The sequence below is a fragment of the Kitasatospora sp. MAA19 genome (assembly GCF_029894125.1).
Taxonomy (GTDB): Bacteria; Actinomycetota; Actinomycetes; order Streptomycetales; family Streptomycetaceae; genus Kitasatospora.
Genome location: NZ_JARXYZ010000025.1, coordinates 60,111 through 84,265, shown reverse-complemented (window position 1 = coordinate 84,265; position 24,155 = coordinate 60,111). Strand labels below are relative to the sequence as shown.

20 protein-coding genes are annotated in these 24,155 nt (G+C 71.6%); 7 read left to right on the top strand and 13 right to left on the bottom strand.

The genetic code is table 11. From position 1 onward, the window contains the following. Positions 1 to 3 precede the first annotated feature (3 nt). On the bottom strand, positions 4 to 876 hold the full coding sequence (locus tag P3T27_RS29905; protein ID WP_280684061.1) for a sugar ABC transporter permease: 873 nt from the start codon (positions 874 to 876) through the stop codon (positions 4 to 6). A 96-nt stretch (positions 877 to 972) separates the two neighbouring features. Beyond that, positions 973 to 2,262: a sugar ABC transporter substrate-binding protein gene (locus P3T27_RS29900; RefSeq protein ID WP_280684059.1), complete on the bottom strand. Its 1,290-nt coding sequence runs from the start codon at positions 2,260 to 2,262 to the stop codon at positions 973 to 975. Positions 2,263 to 2,431: 169 nt separating this feature from the next. On the opposite strand from P3T27_RS29900, the gene P3T27_RS29895 reads away from it, so the two are divergent. The 4 genes from P3T27_RS29895 (at position 2,432) to P3T27_RS29880 (ending at position 11,132) form a co-directional block, all read left to right on the top strand. Next, positions 2,432 to 3,508 carry a LacI family DNA-binding transcriptional regulator gene (locus P3T27_RS29895; RefSeq protein WP_280684057.1) on the top strand — a complete coding sequence of 359 codons (1,077 nt, stop codon included), beginning with the start codon at positions 2,432 to 2,434 and terminating at the stop codon, positions 3,506 to 3,508. Positions 3,509 to 3,721: 213 nt separating this feature from the next. After that, positions 3,722 to 6,166: a discoidin domain-containing protein gene (locus P3T27_RS29890; RefSeq protein WP_280684055.1), complete on the top strand. Its 2,445-nt coding sequence runs from the start codon at positions 3,722 to 3,724 to the stop codon at positions 6,164 to 6,166. A gap of 32 nt (positions 6,167 to 6,198) precedes the next feature. Then, positions 6,199 to 10,440, top strand: coding sequence for an NEW3 domain-containing protein (locus P3T27_RS29885; RefSeq protein WP_280684053.1), 4,242 nt, complete (start codon positions 6,199 to 6,201; stop codon positions 10,438 to 10,440). Further along, positions 10,437 to 11,132: a hypothetical protein gene (locus P3T27_RS29880; RefSeq protein ID WP_280684051.1), complete on the top strand. Its 696-nt coding sequence runs from the start codon at positions 10,437 to 10,439 to the stop codon at positions 11,130 to 11,132. The genes P3T27_RS29885 and P3T27_RS29880 overlap by 4 nt, the downstream gene beginning before the upstream one ends. A gap of 322 nt (positions 11,133 to 11,454) precedes the next feature. Here P3T27_RS29880 and P3T27_RS29875 read toward each other — a convergent pair whose 3' ends face one another. Continuing rightward, a complete protein-coding gene (locus tag P3T27_RS29875; protein ID WP_280684049.1) occupies positions 11,455 to 11,967 on the bottom strand; it encodes a GNAT family N-acetyltransferase in 513 nt (170 codons plus the stop codon). A gap of 156 nt (positions 11,968 to 12,123) precedes the next feature. Here P3T27_RS29875 and P3T27_RS29870 point away from each other — a divergent pair, with 156 nt between their 5' ends. Both P3T27_RS29870 and P3T27_RS29865 read left to right on the top strand, forming a co-directional pair. Continuing rightward, positions 12,124 to 12,420 (top strand): hypothetical protein, encoded by a 297-nt coding sequence (locus P3T27_RS29870; protein ID WP_280684047.1) that lies wholly within the window; start codon positions 12,124 to 12,126, stop codon positions 12,418 to 12,420. A 271-nt stretch (positions 12,421 to 12,691) separates the two neighbouring features. After that, entirely contained in the window at positions 12,692 to 13,534 is an 843-nt protein-coding gene (locus tag P3T27_RS29865; RefSeq protein ID WP_280684045.1) for an IS5 family transposase, read from the top strand. 83 nt (positions 13,535 to 13,617) lie between these two features. On the opposite strand, the gene P3T27_RS29860 is transcribed toward P3T27_RS29865, so the two are convergent. The 8 genes from P3T27_RS29860 to P3T27_RS29825 all read right to left on the bottom strand — a co-directional run bounded on the left by P3T27_RS29860 (position 13,618) and on the right by P3T27_RS29825 (position 21,287). Continuing rightward, a complete protein-coding gene (locus tag P3T27_RS29860) occupies positions 13,618 to 15,663 on the bottom strand; it encodes a WD40 repeat domain-containing protein (RefSeq protein ID WP_280684043.1) in 2,046 nt (681 codons plus the stop codon). After that, positions 15,660 to 16,238: a maleylpyruvate isomerase N-terminal domain-containing protein gene (locus P3T27_RS29855; RefSeq protein ID WP_280684041.1), complete on the bottom strand. Its 579-nt coding sequence runs from the start codon at positions 16,236 to 16,238 to the stop codon at positions 15,660 to 15,662. The genes P3T27_RS29860 and P3T27_RS29855 overlap by 4 nt, the downstream gene beginning before the upstream one ends. Before the next feature lie 45 nt (positions 16,239 to 16,283). After that, on the bottom strand, positions 16,284 to 17,408 hold the full coding sequence (locus P3T27_RS29850; RefSeq protein ID WP_280684039.1) for an IS630 family transposase: 1,125 nt from the start codon (positions 17,406 to 17,408) through the stop codon (positions 16,284 to 16,286). A gap of 381 nt (positions 17,409 to 17,789) precedes the next feature. Then, positions 17,790 to 18,299: a hypothetical protein gene (locus tag P3T27_RS29845; RefSeq protein ID WP_280684037.1), complete on the bottom strand. Its 510-nt coding sequence runs from the start codon at positions 18,297 to 18,299 to the stop codon at positions 17,790 to 17,792. A 299-nt stretch (positions 18,300 to 18,598) separates the two neighbouring features. Continuing rightward, positions 18,599 to 19,861: a DUF4157 domain-containing protein gene (locus P3T27_RS29840; RefSeq protein WP_280684142.1), complete on the bottom strand. Its 1,263-nt coding sequence runs from the start codon at positions 19,859 to 19,861 to the stop codon at positions 18,599 to 18,601. A 192-nt stretch (positions 19,862 to 20,053) separates the two neighbouring features. Then, positions 20,054 to 20,560 carry a carboxymuconolactone decarboxylase family protein gene (locus tag P3T27_RS29835; protein WP_280684035.1) on the bottom strand — a complete coding sequence of 169 codons (507 nt, stop codon included), beginning with the start codon at positions 20,558 to 20,560 and terminating at the stop codon, positions 20,054 to 20,056. A 68-nt stretch (positions 20,561 to 20,628) separates the two neighbouring features. After that, the gene (locus tag P3T27_RS29830; protein ID WP_280684033.1) at positions 20,629 to 20,988 is read right to left on the bottom strand and encodes an SgcJ/EcaC family oxidoreductase; all 360 of its coding nucleotides are present in this window, start codon (positions 20,986 to 20,988) and stop codon (positions 20,629 to 20,631) included. Further along, positions 20,985 to 21,287: a muconolactone Delta-isomerase family protein gene (locus tag P3T27_RS29825; RefSeq protein ID WP_280684031.1), complete on the bottom strand. Its 303-nt coding sequence runs from the start codon at positions 21,285 to 21,287 to the stop codon at positions 20,985 to 20,987. Before P3T27_RS29825 ends, P3T27_RS29830 begins: the two co-directional genes overlap by 4 nt. Before the next feature lie 238 nt (positions 21,288 to 21,525). Here P3T27_RS29825 and P3T27_RS29820 point away from each other — a divergent pair, with 238 nt between their 5' ends. Continuing rightward, the gene (locus tag P3T27_RS29820; protein ID WP_280684140.1) at positions 21,526 to 21,690 is read left to right on the top strand and encodes a hypothetical protein; all 165 of its coding nucleotides are present in this window, start codon (positions 21,526 to 21,528) and stop codon (positions 21,688 to 21,690) included. 53 nt (positions 21,691 to 21,743) lie between these two features. Here P3T27_RS29820 and P3T27_RS29815 read toward each other — a convergent pair whose 3' ends face one another. Together P3T27_RS29815 and P3T27_RS29810 are read right to left on the bottom strand one after the other, a co-directional pair. Continuing rightward, the gene (locus P3T27_RS29815) at positions 21,744 to 23,057 is read right to left on the bottom strand and encodes an MFS transporter (protein ID WP_280684138.1); all 1,314 of its coding nucleotides are present in this window, start codon (positions 23,055 to 23,057) and stop codon (positions 21,744 to 21,746) included. Between the two features lie 89 nt (positions 23,058 to 23,146). Then, positions 23,147 to 23,950 (bottom strand): glycerophosphodiester phosphodiesterase, encoded by an 804-nt coding sequence (locus P3T27_RS29810; protein WP_280684029.1) that lies wholly within the window; start codon positions 23,948 to 23,950, stop codon positions 23,147 to 23,149. Positions 23,951 to 24,155 lie beyond the last annotated feature (205 nt).

Genomic DNA, 24,155 nt, shown 5'->3' with positions numbered 1-24,155 from the left:
GGTTCAGGCCGCCTTCCGGTTCAGGCGCATCAGGAGCAGCATCGGGCCGAGGGTGATGACGAACAGCATCAGGCTGAGCGCCGAGGCGTAGCCGAGGTGCCCGTTGAAGCCGCGGCTGTACATCTGGATCAGCATCACCACCGACATGTCCCGCCCGCCGGGGCCGCCCTGCCCGTGCGAGAGCACGTACAGCTCGGAGAAGACGCGCAGCGCGCTGACCGAGATGAGGACGGAGATCAGCATCATGGTCGGCCGCACCCCGGGCAGGGTGACGTGCCAGAACCGGCGGAGGGGGCTGGCCCCGTCGACGGCCGCCGCCTCGTGCAGTTCGCGCGGGACGTTGGCCAGCGCGGACAGGTAGATGACCATGTAGTAGCCGAGCCCCTTCCAGACGGTCAGGGCGATCGCGCTGAACAGCAGCAGCCAGCGGTCGGTGAGGAAGGAGACCGGGGAGTCGGTCAGCCCGCTCTGCTGGAGCATGCCGTTGACCAGGCCGCGGTCGTCCAGGACCCAGCCCCAGATCAGTGCCACCACGACGGCGGAGGCGATCACCGGGGTGTAGAAGGCGGTGCGGAAGAAGGTGATGCCGGGGATCTTCCGCTGGACGAGGAGGGCGAGCAGCAGCGGCAGGACGGTCAGCAGGGGCAGACAGACCAGCATGAAGACGATGCTGTTGAGCAGGGCGTCGGCGAGTTGTTCGTCGTCGAGCAGGCGCCCGTAGTTCTCCAGGCCGGTGAACTGCCCGCCGCCCAGGGGCTTGGCGTTGGTGAAGGACAGGATCACCGTGTTGACCGCCGGCCAGAGGTTGAAGACGGCCAGCCAGAGTAGTGCGGGCCCGGCGAGCAGCCAGGGTGTGAACCAACGCCGGTGGGTCATGCCGTTGCCTTCCTGGGGGTGGTGCGGGTCATTCCCGGGGGCGGCGGGCCGAGGGGCTCCCGCCGCGTCGCCGGTACGGTCGGGGTGGCGGTGGGGTCAGCCCTTGAGCAGCTTGTTGCACTGCTCGACGGCGGAGTCCAGCGCCTGCTTGGAGCTCGCGTCGCCGCTGATGGCCAGCGCGATCTGCTGGTTGATGATGGTGCTCATCGCGTCGTCGACCTGGACGGGCTGGATCAGCTTGGCCTTGGCGAGCGAGTCGAAGGCGACCACCTTGGCGTCGCCGGAGTTGCTGCCGTCGCTCTTGCTGAAGAACGGGTCGTTCGCGGAGGCCTTGGTGGACGGGAAGACGCTGGTGAGGTGGGAGAACGCGGCCTGGTTCTCCGGGCTGGTGACCCAGCGGGCGAGGGCGACCGCGGCGGCCGGGTTCTTGGTGGTCTTCGGGATGGACAGGCCCTGCACGTACAGCGGCGGGACGCCCATCGTCGGGGAGGAGGTCATCTTCGGGGCGAGCGTCGGGTTGTCGGTGGCGAGGCTGGTGATGAAGTTGCCGCCGCCGGTGGTCCAGGCCGCCGTGCCCGCGTTGAAGAGCTTGGAGTTGCCGACGTAGGTGTTGGTCAGCACGTCCTTGGGCAGCAGGCCCTCCTTGAAGGCATCGCGGTACTTGTCGAGCAGCGCGGCGGCCTCGGGGGTGTTGAAGGTGAAGGACTTGCCGTCGTCGGACATGATCTTCACGCCGGCGTTGTAGAGGTCGCCGAGGCCCGGCTTGCGGCTCATCAGGTAGGTCTGGCCGCCGGACTTCTCCTTCATCACCCGGGCCTGGGCGATCAGGTCGTCGAGGCTGGCGGGGAGCTTCTTCGGGTCCAGGCCGTTGTTGGTCAGGAGTTCCGAATTCCAGTAGTTCACATCGGTGTTGAGGTACCAGGGGTAGCCGAAGGTGCCGTTCTGGCCGGTGTAGCGGTAGGCCTCGACACCGCCCGCGACGTACTCGTCGGCGAGCTTGGGGTCGGCCTTGGCGACGTCCAGCAGGAGGTCCTTCTTCGCCAGCGGGAAGGCGAAGTCCGGCGGGAGGTTGACCACGTCGGGCAGACCGCCGGCGGCGGCCTGGCTGAGCACCTTGTCGGAGTAGCCCTCGCCGGGCTGGTCGAGCCAGTCGACCTCGACGCCGGGGTACTTCTTCTTGAAGCCGTCGATCACGCCCTGCATGTAGTCGGTGAACTTGGGCTTGAGCGCCCAGGTCTGGATCGAGACCTTGCCCTTGACCTCGCCGGTGGCGGCCGCACTCGCCACACTGTCGCTGTTCTTGCTGTCGCCGGAGCCGAGTCCGCAGCCGGTGAGCGCGGCCGCGGTGAGGGCCGTCGTGGTCAGTGCCGCCCAGATTCTTCGCATGAGGGTCTCCCGGTCCTGGGGATGGGTGGGGGATCGTGCCGAGCTCGGGGGTGGTGCTGGTCACGGGGGTGGTGCCGAGTTCCAGAACCTGACGTACTAAACCGGTCTAGCTATGCCAGGGACTATGCTCCGGCCTAAACTTGGATGTCAAGAGAAGGAGTCGGGTTCTGTGGCCAGACCGACGATCGCCGACATCGCGCGCCAGGCCGGTGTCTCCAAGGGCGCGGTGTCCTTCGCGCTCAACGGCCGCCCCGGCGTGAGCGAGGCGACCAGGGCCCGGATCCTGCGGGTCGCCGAGGAGATGAACTGGCGCCCGCACAGCGCCGCGCGCGCCCTCGGCGGCGCCCGGGCCGACGCCGTCGGCCTGGTGATCGCCCGCCCGGCCCGCACCATCGGGGTCGAGCCGTTCTTCAGCCAACTGCTCTCCGGCCTCCAGGCGGTGCTCTCGGCCAGCTCCGTCGCGCTGCACCTGATGGTGGTCGAGGACACCGCCGCCGAGATCGAGGTCTACCGGCGCTGGGCCTCCGAGCACCGGGTCGACGGCTTCATCGTCGTCGACCTGCAGGTCCGCGACCCGCGGTTGCCGGTCCTGGACGAACTCGGCCTGCCCGCCGTCGTCCTGGGCGGGCCCGGCCGGGGCGGTGGGCCGCTGCGGATCTGGGCCGACGACCGGGAGGCGATGCTCTCGATCGTCGACTACCTGGCCGCCATCGGGCACCGCCGGATCGCCCACCTGGCCGGCCTGCCGCACTTCCAGCACACCCAGCGACGGATTCGCGCGCTGCGCGACGCCTCCCGCCGGCTCGGACTGGAGGAGGCCGTCTCGGTGCCCACCGACTTCAGCGACGCCGAGGGCGCCGCCGCCACCCGCGCCCTGCTCTCCCGGGCCCGCCGGCCCACCGCGATCGTCTACGACAGCGACGTGATGGCCGTCGCCGGGCTCGGCGTGGCCGGGGAGATGGGCGTGGCGGTGCCCGGCGAACTGTCCATCGTCTCCTTCGACGACTCCGTGCTGGCCCGGATCGTCCACCCGCCGCTGACCGCGCTCAGCCGGGACACCTTCGCGCTCGGCGAGCAGGTCGCCCGCAGTCTGCTGGCGGCCCTCGACGAAACCGGGGCCGGGCGCGACCTGCAGATGCCCACGCCGCGGCTGACCGTGCGCGAGTCCACCTCGCCGCCGGGGGCGGACTCGCCCGCAGGAGTGGTTGTTGCGCGAGTCGTTGACAGCGGTTCTGAACCGGTTTAGCCTCGGCGCCGAGCGGGGGCCCCGCTCGGCGCGCTCTCATCCCGGCACCCCCTGCCGGCCTGCCACCCCGAAGACCCGCCGGCCGTGGCGGCGAACCGTCACCCCGATGAGCACCGCCACGCCACATGCACCCGGACCCGTCCGCGCAGACGGGCCCGTCCCCACCCTCCTCCGCTCGATCGGAGCCACCGCATGTCACGACGGATACCCCTGATGTCACGACGGATGCCCCTGCTGCTCAGCGCCGCGCTCGCGACCGCCGCGCTGGGCGCCGCACCCGCCGCCCACGCCGAGCCGAAGGCGCCCGCCACCCCGGCCGCCACCACCGCCGGCAGCCAGCCCTACGCCTCGTACTGGTACCCCGACACCATCCTGAACTGGGACCCGGCCACCGACCCGGACGCCCGCTTCAACCGCTCCCGTGTCCCGCTCCAGCCCCGCACCAGCGACCCGGCCCTCAAGGCGAGCCCGAACGCCCGGGCCGGCGAAGGCAGGATCGCCTCACTGGTCTCCTTCGGGCCCACCTCCAACAACCCCTCCCAGGGCTCCGCCGACCCCAACTACTACGCCTTCGGCTACTGGCAGTACGTCGACAAGCTGGTCTTCTGGGGCGGCTCGGCCGGCGAGGGCCTGATTCTCGCCCCCAACCCGACCGTCATCGACGCCGCCCACCGCAACGGCGTCAAGGTCTACGGCACCGTCTTCTTCCCGCCCGGCGCCTACGGCGGCCAGCTCCAGTGGGTCCGCGACTTCGTCCAGAAGTCCGGCAACCGCTACCCCGTCGCCGACAAGCTCGTCCAGGCCGCCCGGTACTACGGCTTCGACGGCTGGTTCATCAACCAGGAGACCGGCGGCGGAGACGCGGGCCTGGCCACCGAAGTGCGCAACCTCATGCAGTACACCAAGGCGCAGAGCGGCACCGACTTCATGTGGTACGACGCCATGACCACCTCCGGCTCGGTCAACTGGCAGAACGCCCTCACCTCCGCCAACTCGCCCTTCCTCCAGGACGGTTCGAAGCGCACCTCGGACTCGATGTTCCTGAACTTCGACTGGAGCTCCAGCGGCCTGAACTCCTCCCGCACGCTGGCCCGGCAGCTCGGCCGCAGCGAGTACGACCTCTACTCCGGCATCGACACCGAGGCCAACGGCTACAACACCGGCGTCGACTGGAACAGCCTCTTCCCGGCCGGCAAGCCGCACACCACCTCGCTGGGCCTCTACCGGCCCGAATGGACCTGGAAGTCCGCCACGGACCGGGCCGACTTCTACGCCAAGGACGCCCGCTACTGGGTCGGCGCCAAGGGTGACCCGTCCGCCGTCAACCCCTCCGACAGCTGGCCCGGCCTGGCCGGCTACGTCGCCGAGTCCTCGCCGATCACCGCCAAGCCCTTCGTCACCAGCTTCAACACCGGGCAGGGCGACTTCTACAACTCCGCCGGCACCCGGGTCGCCACCGGCGGCTGGAACAACCTCTCCCTCCAGGACGTCCCACCGACCTACCGGTGGGTGGTCAACTCCACCGGCAGCAAGCTCACCCCGTCCGTCGACTTCACCGACGCCTACCAGGGCGGCTCCTCGCTGCGCCTCACCGGCACCCTGGACGCGACCAACACCGTGCGGCTGTACGAGACCAAGCTCCCGGTGGCGGCGACCACCAAGCTGGACCTGGTGGTCAAGACCCCGGCCGCCGGGCCGACCAAGCTCAAGGCCGCGGTCTCCTTCACCGACGCGCCGAGCAGCTTCACCACGATCGACCTGGGCGCCAACTCCGGTACCGGCTGGGAGCGGCACAGCCTCGACCTGTCCCCGTACGCGGGCCGCACGATCGCCCAGATCGCCCTCCAGGCCGACGGCTCCGACCCCTCCTACGACGTGCGGATCGGCCAGGTCTCCGTCTACGACGGCGCGGTGGACACCCCGGCGGCGCCCAGCGGCCTCACCGTCCTCGGCGCGAGCGACGTGACGGCGGGCTCCAGCCAGTCGCTGCGCCTGTCCTGGACCGCGGCGCCCGGCGGCAACGTCCACCACTACGAGGTGTACCGGCGCAACGCCGACGGCAGCCGGACCTTCCTCGGCGCGACCCCCAACGACGCGTACTTCGTCGGCCGCCTCGACCGGGCCGGGACCGAGGACGCCACCACCCTCGACGTCGAGGCCGTCTCCACCACCTACGGCCGCTCCACCGCCGCCTCCACCACCGTCGGCTGGACCGGCACGCCGCCCGCGACCGGCAGCAACCTGGCGCTGAACCGCCCGGCCACCGCCTCCGGCCGGTGCAACGCCAACGAGGGCCCCGCGAAGGCCGTCAACGGCAGCGTCAACGGCGGCACCGGCGACAAGTGGTGCAGCCTGGACAGCTCCAAGTGGCTCGAGGTGGACCTCGGTTCGACCAAGAGCCTGTCCACGTTCGTGGTCAAGCACGCGGCGGCGGGCGGCGAGAGTGCCTCCTACAACACCCGCGACTTCTCGATCCAGGTCCGCTCGAACACCACCGACCCGTGGACCACGGTCGCCAACGTCACCGGCAACACCGCAGGCACCACCACCCACCCGGTGACCAGCACGGCCCGCTACGTCCGCCTGGTCGTCACCAAGCCCGCCCAGAACACCGATCCGGCCGCCCGCATCTACGAGTTCGAGGCCTGGGGCCAGTAGGCCCCCGTACCGACACCGAAAGGACCCTCCCCGTGCCGGTCACCATCACCGCCGTCGAGAACACCGACCTCTTCATCGGCCCCGAGGACGCCCCGCGCCAGCTGCTGCGGGTGACGCTCGACGGCCCGGCCGCCCGGATCACCGTCAGCGGCCCGGGCGTGCGCGGCGAGGCGACCGGCACGGGGCCGGTCGAAGTCCCACTGGAGCTCACCGGCGCCGAGCCGGGCGCTCAACTGCCCGTCACTGTCAGGGCAGAAGGCGCCTCGGTGGACGCCCTGGTGGAGGTCGCCGAACCCGGCTGGACGATGTTCCTGGTCTCCCACTTCCACTACGACCCGGTCTGGTGGAACACCCAGGCCGCCTACACCTCCCCCTGGGAGCTGCTCTCCGCCGACGCCACCACCCGGCCGCTCTGGGAGCGCAACGGCTTCGCACTCGTCGACGCCCATCTGGACCTCGCGCTGCGGGACCCGGTGTACAAGTTCGTCCTCGCCGAAGTCGACTACCTCAAGCCGTACTTCGACCAGCACCCCGAGCGCCGCGAGACGCTGCGCACGCTGCTGGAACGCGGCCAGGTCGAACTCGTCGGCGGCACCTACAACGAGCCCAACACCAACCTCACCGGCGCCGAGACCACCATCCGCAACATCGTCTACGGCATCGGCTACCAACGCGACATCCTCGGCGGCGATCCCCAAACCGCCTGGCAGCTCGACGTGTTCGGGCACGATCCGCAGTTCCCCGGCCACCTCGCCGCCGCCGGGCTCACCGGCAGCGCCTGGGCCCGCGGCCCCTTCCACCAGTGGGGCCCGATCCAGAAGAACTTCCGCGAGGCCAAGGACGACGCCCGGGTGATGCAGTTCCCGAGCGAGTTCGAGTGGATCGCCCCCTCCGGCGAGGGCGTGCTCACCCACTACATGCCGCACCACTACTCGGCCGGCTGGTGGATGGACTCCTCCCCGGACCTCGCCACCGCCGAACAGGCCGTCTACGAGCTGTACCGCAAGCTCAAGCCCGTGGGCGCGACCAGGAACCTGCTGCTGCCGGTGGGGACGGACTACACCCCGCCGAACAAGTGGGTCACCGAGATCCACCGCTCCTGGGCCGCCAAGTACCTCTGGCCGCGCTTCGTCTGCGCCACCCCGCGCGACTTCCTCGACGCCGTCCGGGCCGAACTCGCCGCCACCGGCCGCCGGCCCAGCCCGCAGACCCGCGACATGAACCCGGTCTACACCGGCAAGGACGTCTCGTACATCGACACCAAGCAGGCCCAGCGGGCCGGCGAGGTCGCCGCCGCCGACGCCGAGAAGCTCGCCACCCTGGCCTCCGTCCACGGCCTCGGCGAGTACCCCTCCGCCGCGCTCGACAAGGTCTGGCGCCAACTCGCCTACGGCGCCCACCACGACGCCATCACCGGCTCCGAGTCCGACCAGGTGTACCTCGACCTGCTCGGCGGCTGGCGCGAGGCGCACGACCTCGCGGCCGCCGTCCGGGACGAGGCGCTGGACGCGCTCACCGCGCGGATCTCCACGGCGGGCGAGGGTGCGGCCGTGGTGGTCACCAACACGCTCTCCTTCGACCGGACCGACCTGGTCACCATCGCGTTGCCTCCCGAGGGCAGGGCCGTACGGGTCCTGGACGACCGGGGCGAGCCGGTGCCGAGCGTCGTCGACCGAGGGACGCTGCGCTTCCTCGCCGCCGACGTCCCCGCGCTCGGCTGGCGCACCTGGCGGCTGGTGGAGGGCTCGGCGGAGGAACCCTGGACGACGGCCGAGGGGGTGGAGATCACCAACGACCGCTACCGGGTGACCGCCGACCCGGCCCGCGGCGGCGGCCTGTCCTCCGTCCACGACCTGCTGCACGACCGGGAGTTGATCCAGGGTGGCCGGATCGGCAACGAACTGAGGGTCTACGAGGAGTACCCGCAGCACCCCGACTTCGGCGAGGGCCCCTGGCACCTGGTGCCGAGCGGCCCGGTGCGCGGCTCCGGCACGGCCCCGGCCGAGGTGCGCCGCGAGACCGGCCCGCTCGGCGAGCGGCTGGTGATCGGCGGCACGGTCGACGGGATCCGCTACGAGCAGACCGTCACCCTGTGGCGCGGCCTCGACCGGGTCGACTGCCGCACCCGGGTCGTCGACTACTCCGGCGCCGACCGTCTGCTGCGGCTGCGCTTCCCCGTCGACCTGCCCGGTGCGCTGCCGGTCAGCGAGGTCGCCGGCGCCGTCGTCGGGCGCGGCTTCGCCCTGCCCGACGTCGACTCCGCCGAGGCGCCGTGGACCCTGGACAACCCGGCGAACACCTGGTTCGGCCTCGGCGCCACCGCGCGCGCCGTCCTGCGTGATCCGGCCGGATCCCCTTCGGGGGAGCGTGCGTTGGGCGTCGCCGAGGTGGTCGTCCCGACTCTGGACGACGCCGCCGACGCCCGCCCGCTGGTGGTCGCCCTCGCCCGGGTCGGCGTCACCGCCACCACCTCCGGCGCCGACTGGGCCCGGTACGGCTGGCTGGACGTCGACTCCAACCTGCCCGACTTCCGGATCGTCCTCGGCGGCCCCGAAGACAACGACGCCGCACGGGAGTTGATCGAGCGGGCGGGCGAGGAGTACGCGAGCGTCCTCAAGGCCCACGGCGCGGTCTGGGTGCCCGCCCTCACCCCGCTCGCCGAGGTCTGGCAGCCCGGCGCCGACCTGCGCGACCTGCGGGCGCTGCCCGCCCTGGTCGTCACGGACACCGCCGCGCTGGTCGCCGACCTCGCCGACGCCCGGATCGGCGCCGTCTGCCCGTCCGAGGTCGTGGACCAACTTGCCGACCACACCGTCGCGTTGCTCAGCTTCGGCCTGCCCGGCTTCGCGGTCGACACCACCGGCGCCCTGCACCTGTCCCTGATGCGCAGCTGCACCGGCTGGCCGTCCGGCGTCTGGATCGACCCGCCCCGGCGCACCCTGCCGGATGGATCCTCCTTCCAACTCCAGCACTGGACGCACGAGTTCAGCTACGCGCTGGTCGGCGGCCCGGGTGACTGGCGGGACCAGACCCTGCCCGCGCAGGGGCAGGAGTTCAACCACCCGCTGTACGCGCGGATCGCCCCGGCGCAGGACGGCCCGCTGCCGGCCACCCTCTCCTGGCTGCGGGTCGAGCCGCAGCGCGAGGTGCTGCTCGGTGCGCTCAAGCCCGCCGGGAACCCGATCGCGCACGGCTCGGCCGCGGCGGTCGGCAGCGAACTCACCGTCCGGCTGGTCGAGTCGACCGGTCTCGGGCGCACGGCGGAACTCCGCGGCGCGCTCGGGCTGGGCGAGGTGCGGCCCGCCGACCTGCTGGAACGGCCCCTCGGCGCGGCCGCCGAGCGCCTCGACCTGGCCGGCTCGCAGATCGCCACCCTGCTCGCCGCCCCCGGCGTCGCGGGTGTCGCGGGTGTCGCGGGTGTTGCCGGGGGCGCTGGCGGCGCGAGTGTCGCCGGTGTCGCCGAGCCCGGTGGGCCGGTCCTCGGCCCGGTCGCCGAACCCGCGCAGCCCGTCCACGCCCGCTACTGGCTGCACAACCGGGGCCCGGCGCCGCTCGGCTACCTGCCGGTGTCCGTCGGTGCCTCGCCCGGCCTGCTGCGGACGGACGGCGAAGCGGTCGAACTCTCCGTCGCCCTGTCCTCGCAACTGCGCGATGCGGCGGTCGAGGGCACGGCCGTCGTCCTGCCGCCCGAGGGCTGGACGGCGAGCCTCGGCAGCCGCCCGTACCGGCTGGAGGCCGGCGGCCACCTGCGCTTCCCGGTCACCCTCACCCCGCCCGCCGAGGCCCCGCCCGGCCTGTACTTCGCCGCCGTCCGGATCACCCACGACGGCCAGGAGATCGAGGACGTGGTGACCATCGCCGTGGGCGAGCTCCCCGGCCTGCTGCCCGTCCCCGGCGACGCTCCCGAGGACTGGACGGCCGCCCAGGGCACCAAGGCCGAGGCGGGCCGGGACACCGGCCTCTCCGTCACCGTCTCCGACGAAACGCTCCGCCTCACGCCCGGTGACCGCACCACCCTCACCCTGACCCTCACCAACCGCACCCGAGGTGAGATCCGGGGCGAGCTGCAACTCGTCTCCCCCTGGGGCACCTGGGAGGCCATCGCCGACCCGGTCCGCGGTTTCACCGTCCTGGCTGAATCCTCGACAACCGTCGACTTCGAGATCGTCGCCCCCGAGTCCACCGACCCCGGCGCGTACTGGGCGCTGGCCAAGGTCATGTGGTTCGGCCGCTGCCAGTACGCCCCGACCGTCGCCCTGGAGGTGGAGGCATGACCCTCGGCCTGCTCGACGGACGGCCCCTCCCGCGCACCGCCCTCGACCGCCGCCTCGCCGCCCTCCGCACCGGCCCGCGCTCCACCGCCCTGCCCCAGCCCGGCAGTTCGGAGGACCGCCAGCTCACCCGCTGGGTCGCGCAGGTTCTTCTGACCGAGGCCCTGTGTGAGACGGTGGCCGCCGAACGGGCGTTGGCCGTCTCCGCACCCGGCCCCGCCCGCCTCGACCAACAGGCCGCCGTCGAACTCGGCTCCATCACCGCCGCCGCGTACGAGGGCAGCGCGGCCGTTCGGGCCGTCTACGCGTCCGTCACCGCCGACGTCGAACCCTCCGCCGCCGACCTCGCCCACTACCGCGGCGTGACCACCCGCCCGCCGATCGTCCGCTGGCACCTCGCCCTCCCCGACGGCGAGTTGGAAGCCGACCCCGACACCCTCCCGACGGCCCTCGCCGAAGCCCTCCGCGCGGCCGCACCGGGTGAACGGGTCACCGCCGGTCCCTGGACGGCCGCCCTCCTCGCCATCCACACCGTCACTGATGACCACGACCCCACCCCCGCCCTGAAGGAGGCCGCCCGCCGCGCCGCCTTCGTCCGCTGGCTCGACCACGAGCGCGCCCGACGCCTCACCCTCGTCGAGGGCCTGGAACACCCCGGCGACCCGGCCCAACCTGACAACCACCACCGCCACTGACAACCCGAGGCCTTGGCCGCCGCGCTCGGAGACCGAACGCGGCGGCCAGGCGGCTTCCGGCCCTCGCTACGGCCTGCCTGACAAATGATCATCCGGCTGGTCCGCGGAGCCCGTGACCGAGTCGACGGCTTCATGTCAGCGGGGCATGGTTCACCCGTGCTGTGACCGGCTCAGGTCGGGCCGCCGGTGACCCAGCCCATCCGCACGTCAGCCGCCGCATCCGCCCAGGGCGCGCGGCGGCCCGCTGTACCGTCACGGACCCGTACTGCGGCGGCTTGGTGCCGGGACTGTAGCTGCTGCTCGGCGGTTCGGACTCACCGGGTCATCGAAGGGTGCGGACCATGACGGCGTAGAGCGGGGCGTCTTCGAATGGACGGTGCTCGCCGACCCTCTTGTATGCCCAGCGCTCGTACAGTGCTTGGACCCGAGGGTGGGTGACATCGACGTAGAGCACGGCCAGTGCTTCGTCCCGTCCGGAGAGCAGCGCATCGTGTGTCTGCTCGGCGATGCCGAGCTTCCGCCAGTCGGGGCGCACCATGACCTCGGACACGGCGAACGTTGACGTGTTGGAAGGCGGCGACATGTGCGGGCGCCACCACTCGCGGCCGTCTTCCAGCGGGGCGCCGTAGCAGTAGCCGACCGGCTCGTCGTCGTCGTAGGCCATGACGCAGCTGTAGCCGGGCCGGGACGTCCAGTGCTTGGCGAACCAGGGGAAGCGCTGGACGAAGGGGTCGTCTGCTTGGTCCCGGTAGGCGTCCGCGTGGACGTCGATGAGCACCTGCGTGTGGTCGGCGGGAATGCTGCCGGCCTCGTGGCGGCGTAGGGCTATCGTCACTGGGTGCCTCCCTGGGCGTGGACTCTGTCGGTCCACTCTCGCGTAACTGCCGAGGTCGGTGCCAGGGTGATCAGGCCGCGGTGGAAGTCGCCGAGGAGGGTGCGGAGCCTCGGCGGAAGCGGGTCGGCGCCCATCAGCGCGTACACACTGGTGGCGGTGGCGGTGGCGGTGGCGGTGGCCTGTTCGACTTCTCTCTGTCCGAGCTGGGCGAGCGGCCGGGCCACCGCCGACCAGCGTCGCGCCGCCGCCGATGCGTTCGACGATCTCGTGGCCGTCCTTGCGCTGGGCGGAATCACCTTGCCGTCCGCGGGCGTCGACTGGCCTGCGGGCAGGCTCACCGGATCCTTCCTCATCGAACTCGGAGCGACGACACCGGAGATGATCGTCCGTCTCGTCGAACTCCTCCGGAGTGGCCTTCGGCAGGAACAGCGGGAAGCAGCCGGTGGCAGCTGAACTCGCCTGCGCCATCGGTTCCATGAAAGGTGTGGTTGTCGTTGCTCGGCTCGTGTGGTGGGTGGCTTTCGCCGGCGCCTTGGTGGCCGGATTCGCCGCAGGACGTGATCGCTGACGGCCGGCGGTGGACACGGACAGGCGATCGGATTCCCGAACACCCCCTGGCAGTAAGAGGTCGCGCAGATAGGCGCGGCGGTAGCCCTGGTGGAAAGGCAGGCGCAGGTATGGTGATCACGGAGTTGCGACGCTCAGTGGTCAACGGGGGCGACTTGTGCCTGTACTGCCGTCGTGGCTGGCTGAGCCGCTGTGGGATCAGTTCTCGGCGTTGTTGCCCGCTCGGGCGGCCTACCACCCAGACCATCCCCTGCGCTGCCACCGCCCGCGCATCCATGACCGGATCGTGTTCAACAAGCTCCTGCAGGTGCTGCGGTTCGGCTGCTCCTACGAGGCGATCGCCGACACGACCTGCTCGGCGAGTACCATCCGCAGCCGCCGCGACGAGTGGATCCGACTGGGCATCTTCAGCCAGTTCAGGCAGATCGCGCTCGCCGCCTACGACCGCATCGTCGGCCTGGTGCTGGATCATATTGCCATCGACGGCTCCATCACCAAGGCCCCCGGCGGTGGCGAGGTTGCCGGGCGTTCGCCGGTTGACCGGGGCAAACAGGGCCTGAAACGCTCCGGCATGACGGATGGCTACGGAATCCCGCTCGGCCATGTCCTGGCAGGGGCGAACTGCCACGACTCTCCGCTGCTGGCCTCGACCCTGGATCGCCTGGTGGACCTCGGGCCGCTGCCCGAGGACATCACGGTGCACTTGGACGCCGGCTACGACTCGAACAAGACCCGCGCCCTGCTCGACGAACGCGGCCTGCACGGCCGGATCGCGCACAAGGGTGAGAAGGCCCCGATCCAGGCAAGCGAACGGTGGCATGTCGAGCGGACCCACGCCTGGCAGAACGCCTTCCACCGTCTCGCCCGCTGCTTTGAGCGCCGCGCCGTCGTGATTGACGCGTTCTTCGACCTCGCGGACACGATCACCACCGTCCGCAGCCTCATTCGACGAGCCTGGACCACCCACCGCTGGCAGACACGTCCCCGCCGTCGCCCCTGAACATCAGCCCCTGAAGACCCCCATGTCCTCGGGGGACCGCCTCTCAAGTGGCTCGTACTGCGAGACGTCTGTGCGGGGCCCGGTCAACGGCGGGCCAACACCGCGACCTCCCAGCCGAAGCCCACCACCAGCCGACCATCCGGCACCACGGCCACCGCGCAGACCGGCAGCGGGAACACCAACTCCGGCCCGACCTGGACGCCGGTGGTCAGGTCCCAGACCCGCACCGTGCCATCGTCGCCGCCGGTGACCGCCAGGGAGCGGTCGTCGACCACCGCCGTCGCCACCGCGTTCACATCGCCGGTGTGGCCGGTGAGGGGTTGGCCGATCTCCTGGACGGTGGTCAGGTCCCAAACCCGCACCGAGCCATCGCTGCCGCCGGTGACCGCGACGGGGCGGCCCTCGACCACCGCCGTCGCCACCGCCAGCACGCAGTCGGTGTGGCCGGTGAGGGGTTGGCCAATCTGCCGACCTGCGGTCAGGTCCCAGACCCGCACCGTGCCATCGTCGCCGCCGGTGACCGCCAGGGAGCGGCCGTCGACCACCGCCGTCGCCACCGCCCACACCCAGTCGTCCTGGCCGGTGAGGTGCAGGCCGACCTGCCGACCGGTGGTCAGATCCCAGACCCGCACCGTGCCGTCGCCGCCGGTGACCGCCACGGGGCAGCCGTCGACCACTGTCGTCGCCACCGCGTTCACATCGCCAGTGTGGCCGGTGGGCGGCTCACCCACCTGGCCGCCCGAGGCCAGGTCCCATACCCGCACCATCCCGTCCTGACTGCCGGCGATCACGTGAGGACGGCCGTCCAGCACCGCTGTCGCCACCGCCCGCACCTTGTCGCTATGGCCGATCACCGGCTCGCCGACCTGCTTGCCCGTGGCCAGATCCCACACCTGGAGCGTCCAGTCCTCGCCTCCGCTGACGATGCAGGGGCGGCCGTCGATCGTTGTCGTGACCACCGACAACACCCAGCCGTCGTGACCGGTGAGAGGTCGGCCGATCTGCCGGCCCGTGGTCAGATCCCATACCCGCACGGTCTCGTCGTGGCCACCGGTGACCGCCACGAGGTGGCCATCGACCACCGCCGTCGCCACCGCTCGCACCCCCTCCTCGTACGGCTCCACCGGTGCGCCGGAGTCGGCGACTGTGAGCGGCTCGCCGGTCTGCTCGCGCGTGGTCAGGTCCCATACCCGCACGGTGTCGTCGTGGCTGCCGGTGACCGCGACGGGACGGCCGTCGAGCACCGCCGTCGCCACCGAGTACACATAAGAGGTGTGGCCGGTGAGGGGCTCGCCGATCTGCTCGCGCGTGGTCAGGTCCCACACCCGCACCGTGTGATCGCCGCCGCCGGTGACCGCGACGGGACGGCCGTCGAGCACCGCCGTCGCCACCGCCCCCACCGCAGCTGCGTGGCCGGTGAGGGGTTGGCCGATCTGCCGGCCGGTGGTCAGGTCCCATACCCGCACGGTCCGGTCAGAACCGCCGGTGACCGCCACGGGGCGGCCGTCGACCACCGCCGTCGCCACCGCGTCCACCTCGCCGGTGTGGCCGGTGAGGGGTTGGCCGATCTGCCGGCCGGTGGTCAGGTCCCATACCCGCACGGTCCGGTCACAACTGCCGGTGACCGCCACGGGGCGGCCGTCGACCACCGCCGTCGCCATCGCCAGCAACGGTTCGGTGTGGCCAGTCGGAATACGACGCACGGACCGGTCCAGCTGGGAGCCGGTGGCCCACTCGACGCCCCACGGTGCGGCGGGTTCGTCCTCCACCGGTACTGCGGTGATCCGTGCCGACAGCTCCCGGTCCCCGTAACGGGCCGCATCCAGCGCCAGCAGCTGTCGGCGTACCCCCGCAGTGACGTCACGATGCAGGTCTGTCGAGGCCCGGTACACCGACGCGGCCAATCGCGCCGCCGGACCCGACGCCGCATCCAGCAACGCCATCACCGATCCCGGGTCCGCGTTCACCAGGAACCCCGGATCGGCCAACCGCTGGGCGGCCACGGAAGATTCAGCACGCGGGCGGCCGTCCCGCAGATCATCAGACATGACCGGCACACTAGTGCTGTGCCCGGGATGGTTCGCCGTGTTTGGGGCGTCTCTCCGTCTGCCCGCGGTAGGTCTGGTCACTCGGCTACTGCCGCCTGCCATGTCCATGAGGTGCGGCGGGGATGGCCGTCCAGGTCGCCCCGGCCGGTGCACCAGAGGAGGACATGAGCCGGGTCACCGGGTGGGGCATCGGGGAAGAGCCGGTGGAGCACTGCCGCGCAGAGCGGCGCCGGGGGCAGCCACGGCACGCCCAGCCCCTGGGTGATGTCGCGGGTGTGCAGGAGCACCTCGGCGACACCCATCGCCGCGAAACCTGGCGGGTCGCAGGGACCCCAGTGCCAGGCCCGGACCTCCGGGCGGGCCGTGGCCAGTGCACTGCCGAGTAGCCCTGCGCAGGCGGTGACCACCTGGAGCACCTCGCGCGGGGAGCTGTCCGGGTGGACGGAGAGGTCGAAGGGCAGGTAGGCGTCCGTCGGGCGTGCGGCGACCTGTCCGGCGTAGGCCAGCAGGTCATGGGCGATGTGGGCGGCCGTCGTCCAGCAGCTCCATTCCAGCGAACCTGCCGGTACCGACCAGTCCTGCGCGTCGTGCGGACCGAGTACCCGCAGCATCTCGGTCACGGCTTCGTTGACGTCTCGGTTGTCGATGTTGCGCATCAGGCGATGCTATGGCTGCGGCGAAGAGGGTTCATCCGTCCACAGTTAGGCTGCCGCGCTCGCGAGGGGGCGTCCGCCCCAGCGCAGGCCCTTCTCGCTGCGGATGCGGGCGCGTTCGCGGCGTTGGGCGGCCAGGACGTCGGGGTGGCGGGTGTTGGCGTTGCGCCAGCGAAGGTATCGGTGCAGTTCACGGGTCTGGACGGTGTGGTTGGGGTGGTTGGAGTTGGCGAGGGTGAACTGCCGCAGCGGTCCGAAGTGCGCCTCGATGGGGTTGGCCCAGGAGGCGTTGGTCGGGGTGAAGCACAGCTCCACCTTGTTCTTCCGGGCCCACTGGCGGATCTTGGCGCCCTTGTGGGCGGAGAGGTTGTCCATGATCACGTAGATCGGGGCGCCGTCGGGGCGGGCGGCGCGGATCGACTTGAGCGCGGCCAGGCTGTTGGTGGTGCCCTTGCGGCGGTGGTTGACGCCCCAGAGAGTGTCGTCGCCGATGGAGTAGCAGCCGTGGAAGTAGGTCACGCCGTGGGTGCGGTGGTAGGTCGCCGGGACCCGGTCCGGTCGGCCCTGCTTGGCCCAGCAGGATCCGCCGGTGGGGCGGATGCCGAGCGGCCCGAACTCGTCGAACGCGAAAACGCGGTCGGGGAAGTGCTCCAGGGCGTGCTCGATCCGGTCGAGTTTGGCGTCGCGGTCGGGGTCGGTGGACTCCTTCCAGGTCTTGGTTCGTTGGAAGGTGACGCCGCGTCGGGCGCGCAGGCAGCGCAGGGCCTCGCGGCCGATGCGGATCACCCGGCCGTGGACTCTGCGGAGGTAGGCGGCGAGCTTGCGGATGGACCAGCGGGTGAAGGGCTGGGCGAGCTTGGTCGGGCGGGTGGTGGCCGTCTGGACGGCGAAGTTCTCGTCGTCAGGGCTGAGTTGGCGGGGACGGCCTCCCGCCCACTGAGGGTCCAGACAGACCAGGCCGATCTGGTTGAAGCGGTGAACGACGTCGCGCACCGTGTCCTCGTCGGCCGCCACCAGCTGGGCGATCACCGGGACGCGGTTACCGCCGGCCGAGGCCAGCAGCATCATCGCCCGCCGGTACCGCACCGAACTGGTACTGCCCCGACGCACAATCTGCTGCAGCCGCTGCCCCTCCTGATCAGTCAGTCTGCGGACCTTGACCGGCTCTGCCACCGCGCCTCCACGCGCTGGCTGGGATGTCAGCCCCCATCCAATCGGCCCCAGCCTCGGTGCGGGCAGAAACCCGGTGAACCTATGCGGTCAGAGCACTAGCCGTACCCAGCAACACAGCACCGCAGAAAGCACGACCGCCAGACCCCCGCCTGCACATGGGCAGGGCACCGACAGGACGCGAGCGCAGGCACACGAACACGAAGCGTCACCATTGCACATTACGCAGGCCCCCGCCTGGACCCCGCCGGTATCCTCCTTTCCGCCTATCCGCGCGAGTTCTAAGCCAAGGTCGGGCCGTTGGGGCGGTCGGCGATGCCGGAGGCGGCGGCGATGGCCGGCCCGCCGAGCAGCGTGCTCGGCGGGCCGGTACAGGTCCGGCATCTACGGTTGGAGTCCCAGGGTGACCTGGAAGCCGAGGCTGCCCAGCATCGTGTAGCCGCCGTAGAGGTCGCAGCGGGCGGCGACGAGGACGCCGGCCGGGTAGGCGAGGACCTTCGGCGGCTGGAGGCCGTAGCCGCGGCGGCGGTCGCTGGTGGGCTTGCCGGGGGAGAGGACGCTGGTGGCGCTTGCGAAGAGGATGGCGGTGCCGTCGGTCCGGTCGCCGTGGGGCGGCGGGAGGAGGGTGCCGGTGTCGTCCTCGGGAACGAACAACAGCAGCCAGAACGAACCGGTGGTCTCCTTCCCGAGGAAGAAGTTGACGGTCGCGTCACCGGTGACGACGTTGCCGAGGACCTTCACGCCGGAGAAGGACAGCGGCAGCGCCGTGGGGTGGCCGGAGCCGTCGATCTCGGCCAGCAGCCGGTGCAGGGCCGGGGCGCTGTCGAGCGTGGCCCACTCCCTCAGCGTGATGAGCGCGTCGTCCTGGGCCGGTACTACCTGCTCTTCGTCCATGGCGCCTCCTCGGAACGGTCCTCCTGGTGTGCGGAGGGTCGACGAGCTCACGGATGCCCGCCGCGGGCGGCCGGGGCACCGGGAGCGGAGAGGTGTCCCCCGAACGGCTGCGGACGGTGACCGATACGGGCCATCAGCGGCACGGCGTGGGCTCGGTCCGCGCCGTGCCGCTGATGGGTTCACGCCCAGGGGTCGGTGAAGGAGCGGCCGCGTACGGGCTCGGTGTGGGTGGTGGGCTGGGGGGCAGCCTCGGTCAGGGGTGAGGGCGCACGTTCGAGGCAGTCAGAGGTGGTCGGCCGTCAGACGATCTTGCAGGGCGCGTAGGCGTGCCCCAACCGGGCGGCCGCGCCCAGGCGGTGGTTCCCGTCCTCGATGCTGATGCCGTCTCCGTTGAGCTTGATCTTGATCGGTTCGAGCGCGGCGCTGTTCCTCATACCGGTGACGGCGGCGTTGAGTCGGTTCTCGACGAGCCCGCCCGCCACGGTCTGCGCACGGCCGCTGGCCCCTTGCAGCAACGCGACGCTCACTTCGACCAGTTGGCCCGACCGTACGCCCTGCGTCTCGAAGTCCTGCAGCTGGTCGATCCGTGCCCCGTGGAAGGCCGCGCCGCCGGCCCGGACGTGATAGCTCGTGTCCCGTTGCCGCGTGAAGTGGCCGCTCAGGTCCGCCTGTGCCTGGTCCGGCCCGATCTCCCCGTTGTTGAGGCTGCGGTAGGTCTCCAGGCCGTCGTCGAACTTGATGTACCTGTAGCTGCTTTCCCCGTCGAAGATCACACGCTCCTCGGAGCCGGCGAGCTGGTAGACCTCTACGCCGTACTCGTCGCCGTGCTCTTCGGTCTTCGCCTCGTCCAGGATGAGCCGCAGCCCCGGATAGTCGGGGTCGACGTCGGTGTGGTCGCCTTCCTCCTCGGCGGGCTTCGGCTGGGGCCACCGCTGCACCGAGGGCTCGGCGGCCCGGGTGCCGGGCGTGTGGGCCGCGTGCACCGGCTCGGGGTCCCGGGCCGGCGGCCGGGACAGCACCCGGGAGGCGTTGGCCTCGGCCTCGCGCTCGAAGCGGTCGGAGGGGTCGCTGACCCGCAGCCCGGTCCCGTTGTCGGTGCCCGCGACGGGGCCGCTGCGCTGCTGGATGACGTGGGTCAACTCGTGGGCGAGCGTGTGCTTGTCGCCTCCTCCGGAGCCGATCACGATGTGGCTGCCCGAGGTGTAGGCGCGGGCGCCGATCCCGGCCGCGGACTCCCGGGCGCTCGCGCCGGTGTGCAGGCGGACGTCGGAGAAGTCCGCGCCGAGCCGGGTCTCCATCTCGCTCCGGAGCCCGTCGGCCAGGGGTGTACCAGGGCTCCTGAGCACCTCGTGGACGGCGGAGCGCTGCACGTCGGGCGCGGCTCGGTCGTGCCCGCACCCGGTCGAGTGCTCGTGCTGCTCCAGCATCCGGCTCACCGCGGCGTTGCCCACGGCCCGTTGCATGGCGGCGAGTGCCGCGGGAGTCACGACCCCGGCACCGGACGGGCGCCGGGCGGCAGTCGTGGGCCGGCCGGTACGGACTGGTCGTCGGTCGGCGGCAATCGCACTGCCGGGGTCGTGGGCGCGCACAGGAAGGCCCCTTCAAGGTATCGGTGACGGCCCCTTCCAGTCTGTTCGACCCCGCAGGTCCGGCGAAAGGTACGACAGGGCAGCGTCCGATGTCTCTTGGGGCCACCTTCCCCGTCGGCCCGCCGAGCTGGGGCTCGGCGGGCCGGGTTCACGAGGTGGCGGGCGTCACACCCAGGGATCGGTGAAGGAACGGCCGGGGACGGGCTTGGCGACGAGGGCGATGGCGGTGAAGAAGTTGACCTGGCCGATGGCGATGGTGAGGGTCGTCAGCGCCTTCTCGTCGTAGTGCTCGGCGACCTGGGCGTAGAGCTCGTCGGACACCCGCTCGCCTTGGGTGGTGGGCTGGAGGGCGGCCTCGACCAGGGCCAGGGCAGCGCGTTCGGGGCCGGTGAAGTAGGGCGAGTCCTGCCAGGTCGCGACCGAGGTGATGCGCTCCTCCGACTCGCCCGCCTTGCGGAGGAAGCCGGTGTGCAGGACGGTCAGGTACGTGCTGCCGGCGATCTGGCCGGCCCGTAGCTGGACCAGGCTGATCGTGGCGCGCGGCACCGCGCCGTTGCCGGCGGCCTTGAACAGGGCCGCCGAGACCTCGGCCAGTTCGGGGACGAGCTGGACGGGGTCCTGGGCCAGCCGGGGGCGCAGCGGGATCTCGGTGGTGATCGATCGGGTTTCCATGGCGGTGTTCCTTTCGGGTTGCTCCTACCGACCCGACGGATCGCGGCGATGGAATGTGACAGCGGAGGTCAGGGGAGCAGCGAGACCTGGTAGTGGGCAATGGACCAGCCGTCGTCGGAGCGGCGCAGCAGGACGCCGAGGTTGACGGTGAGGGTGGGGCGGTCGGGGAAGGCGAAGTCGACGCCCAGGTACCCGAGGAGGAGGTCGTCGGCGAGCCGGCGGATCTCCAGGACGCGGTAGTCGGCGGTCAGGCCGGGTGGCTGGGAGGCGTAGTACGCGGCGACGCCCGCGCGGCCCACGCTGTACGGGTGGAGGCCCTGGAAGATCGCGTCCTCGGTGAAGCAGGCGGCGGCCTGCTCGGGCCGGTGGGCGTCGACGGCGGTCTTCCAGCGGTCGAGGACGTCACACAGGACGGCTGCGTCGTTCATCGGGTGCCTTCCGGGCCGGGGTCGTTGGGGTGCGGGGAGAGCGGGGTGACGGTGTCCCGCCGCCACACCCGCAGGGGCATGGAGGCGAGCGCCTGTTCCAGCCGCTCCTCGTCGGGGGCGCTGAACAGGCCCCAGGTGCGCCACTCGCCGGGAGCGAGCGGCGGGCGCCAGAGCCGCAACAGGGTGCCGCAGGCTGCGAGTTCGCGGGCACGATCGGCTTCGCGGGCCCGGATGTCGGCAATCGCCTCCTCGGGGGTGCCGTCCGGGACAGTGGTCACCATGTCGACCAGGAATTCCATGGGCGTCCTCTCGTACGGGGTCTACCGGAGTATCGAGGGGGGTGCGGTCACCGCTGCGCTGCCACGCCGTTCACGGCCGGGCGCCGTGGCCCGCGCGGGTCTCGCGGACGGTGAACCGGGTCAGACCGGTTGGAGTGGCTGGAAGACCATCCCCGGCACCACTCTGATCACGGGCTGACACGCCCCCGGGGGACACGGGGATCACAGCGGCCCGGCCGAAAGTGTCAACAGACAGTCGCTGCCCGCCTCCTGGTGCCACGGCGGTCCGGGCATCGCCCGCGCGCTCCGATTGGCCGGCACCGCCCTCGACGACGCGCCCCTGCGCGACCTCGCCCGCGGCACCCTGCTGGCCGCGACGACGCCCGTCCCACCCGGGTGGGACCGGGCCCTGCTGCTCTCGTGACCGGTCGGCGACCGGTCGGCGGAGCGGTGACAGGAGCAGCAGGACCCGGCCCGTCAGAGCCGCTCGGGGACCGGGTTGCCGACGGCCTCGATCGCGCGGCGGACGGGGACCTTCACGAGCACCGCGAAGCCGATCACGAAGAACACCAGCAGCGAGATGATCGCCGACCGGTAGCTGCCCGTGACCTGGTACGCGAGGCCGAAGACCAGCGGGCCCATCCAACTGGTGCCGCGGTCGCTGACCTTGTAGACGCTGAAGTACTCGGCCTCCTTGCCGGCCGGGATGAGGTGGGAGAACAGCGAGCGGGACAGCGCCTGGCTGCCGCCGAGCACCAGGCCGATCATGCAGGCCAGGGCGTAGAACCAGACGGGCTGGTGGGCGGGCATGACGTACCCGAGGGCGAGGGTGATCACCCAGCCGACCAGGGAGCCGAGAACGGTCCGCTTGGCGCCGTACCGCCGGGCGATCCGGCCGAGCAGCAGGGCGCCGCCGATCGCCAGGGCCTGGACCAGGAGGACGGCGGCGACCAGCGAGGTCTGGTCCAGGCCGAGTTCCTCGCTGCCGTAGAGCGAGGCCTGGGAGACGACGGTCTGGATGCCGTCGTTGTAACAGAGGAAGGCGGCCAGGTAGAGCAGCGTGAGCGGGTGCTTGCGCATGCCCCTGAGCGTGCGGCCGAGTTCGCGCAGGCTGCCGGCGGCGGGCTGTCCGGTCGAGGCCGTGGCCCGGCTGGGTGCGACGCCCGCCCGGGAGGGCAGCCGCAGCATCGGGACGATCGTGAACAGCGCCCACCACAGGCCCGCCGAGGCCAGGCAGATCCGCACGGCGGTGCCGGAGGACACGCCGAGCGCGTCGTGCCCCTCGAACAGCGCCAGGTTGGCGATCAGCAGCAGTCCGCCGCCCGCGTAGCCGTACGCCCAGCCCTTGGAGGAGACCGCGTCGCGCTCGTCGGGGGCGGCCAGGCCGGGGAGGTAGGCGTAGGAGAGCGCGACCGACACCGCGTACGCGATGTTGGCGACCACCAGCAGCGCGCCGCCGAGCAGGTAGCGGTCGCCGTCGAGGAAGAACATCCCCGTCGTGGCGATCGCGCCGACGTAGGCGAAGCCGCACATCAGCTCCTTGTGTCGCCCGGTGCGGTCCGCGAGCGTGCCGGTGAGCAGCATCGCCGCGACCGATATCAGCACGGAGAAGGAGACCGTGTACGGGAAGAAGGAGCCCGCGCGGATCGACAGGCCGAGCGGGTGCACGTCACCGGACGCGTCGGCGGCGTTCTTGGCGACGGTGGTCAGGTAGGGCCCGAGGAACACCGTCAGGACGGTGGTGGAGAAGGCGGTGTTGGCCCAGTCGTTGATGTACCAGCCGAACTGCATCCGGCGCAGGGCGCGGCCGTCGGCGGAGGCGGCGGCCGCCGGATCGGTCGGTTGATCGTCCGGTAGGTGCGTCGCCGAGTTCGTGGTGCTCATGGGGTCCCCGTCACCGTGCTGGAGCCGGTACTGCCGTCCGTCCAGCAGCCGCGCTCGCCGAGGACGTCCCGCAGGACGTCGATGCGATCGGCCATGATGCCATCCACACCGAGGTCGAGGAGAGACCTGATCCGTGTGGGATCGTCCACAGTCCAGACGTGGACCTGAAGGCCGAGGCGGTGGGCGGCCCGGACGAAGGCCCGGTCGACCACCCGCAGGCCCAGGTGCCGCTCCGGCACCTGCGCGCACACCCCGGTGAACGGCGAACGGCGCCCCCGCGGCAGCGGCCCGGCCAGCGAGCGCAGCCGCAGCCGGGCCACCTCACGCGGGCCGAGCGAAGTGGCCAGCCGGGGGCCCGCGGCGGCGCGGACGGCGGCGAGCCGGCTGTCGGAGAAGCCGCCGACGCAGACCCGGTCCCAGGCGCCGGTCCGGCGGATCGTCTCGACCAGCGGCCCGATGGCCGGCGCCGCCTTGACGTCGATGTTGAAGCGGGCGTCGGGGAACGCGCCGAGCAGGTCCTCCAGCAGCGGCACGGGCTCGCTGCCACCGATCCTGGCCCGCCTGACGGTCTCCCAGGGCAGCTCCGCCACCGCACCGGCGCGATCGGTGACCCGGTCGAGGCGGGAGTCGTGGAAGGCCACCAGCACGCCGTCGGCGGTGGTGTGCACGTCCGTCTCCAGGTACCGGTACCCGAGGGCGACGGCGGCCTCGAAGGCCGCGAGCGAGTTCTCCGGGTGCCCGAGGTCGCCACCCCGGTGCGCGAAGGCCAGCGGCCCCGGATGGTCGAGGAAGGGGTGCATGTCGTGCTCCGAGCTGCCGGGGGAGGAGGCCGCGCCGTCCGCTCCGCCGCCGTCCGGACCGCGCGCGTTACAGTATTACGCATCCTGTCAAGCAGTAACGCCCGAGTGTGCGGCCTGGACCGGGGGCGTGGCCGCTGCGCGTCGTGATGACGAGTCCTGATGACGAGTCCCGACGGTGCGATCCGATGATGCGATCCGATGGCGT

Bases quoted from the DNA above. Each gene is read 5' to 3' on its own strand.
- P3T27_RS29905 (WP_280684061.1), bottom strand. From the start codon at position 876: ATGACCCACCGGCGTTGGTTCACACCCTGGCTGCTCGCCGGGCCCGCA.
- P3T27_RS29900 (WP_280684059.1), bottom strand. From the start codon at position 2,262: ATGCGAAGAATCTGGGCGGCACTGACCACGACGGCCCTCACCGCGGCC.
- P3T27_RS29890 (WP_280684055.1), top strand. From the start codon at position 3,722: ATGTCACGACGGATGCCCCTGCTGCTCAGCGCCGCGCTCGCGACCGCC.
- P3T27_RS29880 (WP_280684051.1), top strand. From the start codon at position 10,437: ATGACCCTCGGCCTGCTCGACGGACGGCCCCTCCCGCGCACCGCCCTC.
- P3T27_RS29855 (WP_280684041.1), bottom strand. From the start codon at position 16,238: ATGCGCAACATCGACAACCGAGACGTCAACGAAGCCGTGACCGAGATG.
- P3T27_RS29845 (WP_280684037.1), bottom strand. From the start codon at position 18,299: ATGGACGAAGAGCAGGTAGTACCGGCCCAGGACGACGCGCTCATCACG.
- P3T27_RS29835 (WP_280684035.1), bottom strand. From the start codon at position 20,560: ATGGAAACCCGATCGATCACCACCGAGATCCCGCTGCGCCCCCGGCTG.
- P3T27_RS29830 (WP_280684033.1), bottom strand. From the start codon at position 20,988: ATGAACGACGCAGCCGTCCTGTGTGACGTCCTCGACCGCTGGAAGACC.
- P3T27_RS29825 (WP_280684031.1), bottom strand. From the start codon at position 21,287: ATGGAATTCCTGGTCGACATGGTGACCACTGTCCCGGACGGCACCCCC.
- P3T27_RS29815 (WP_280684138.1), bottom strand. From the start codon at position 23,057: ATGCAGTTCGGCTGGTACATCAACGACTGGGCCAACACCGCCTTCTCC.
- P3T27_RS29810 (WP_280684029.1), bottom strand. From the start codon at position 23,950: ATGCACCCCTTCCTCGACCATCCGGGGCCGCTGGCCTTCGCGCACCGG.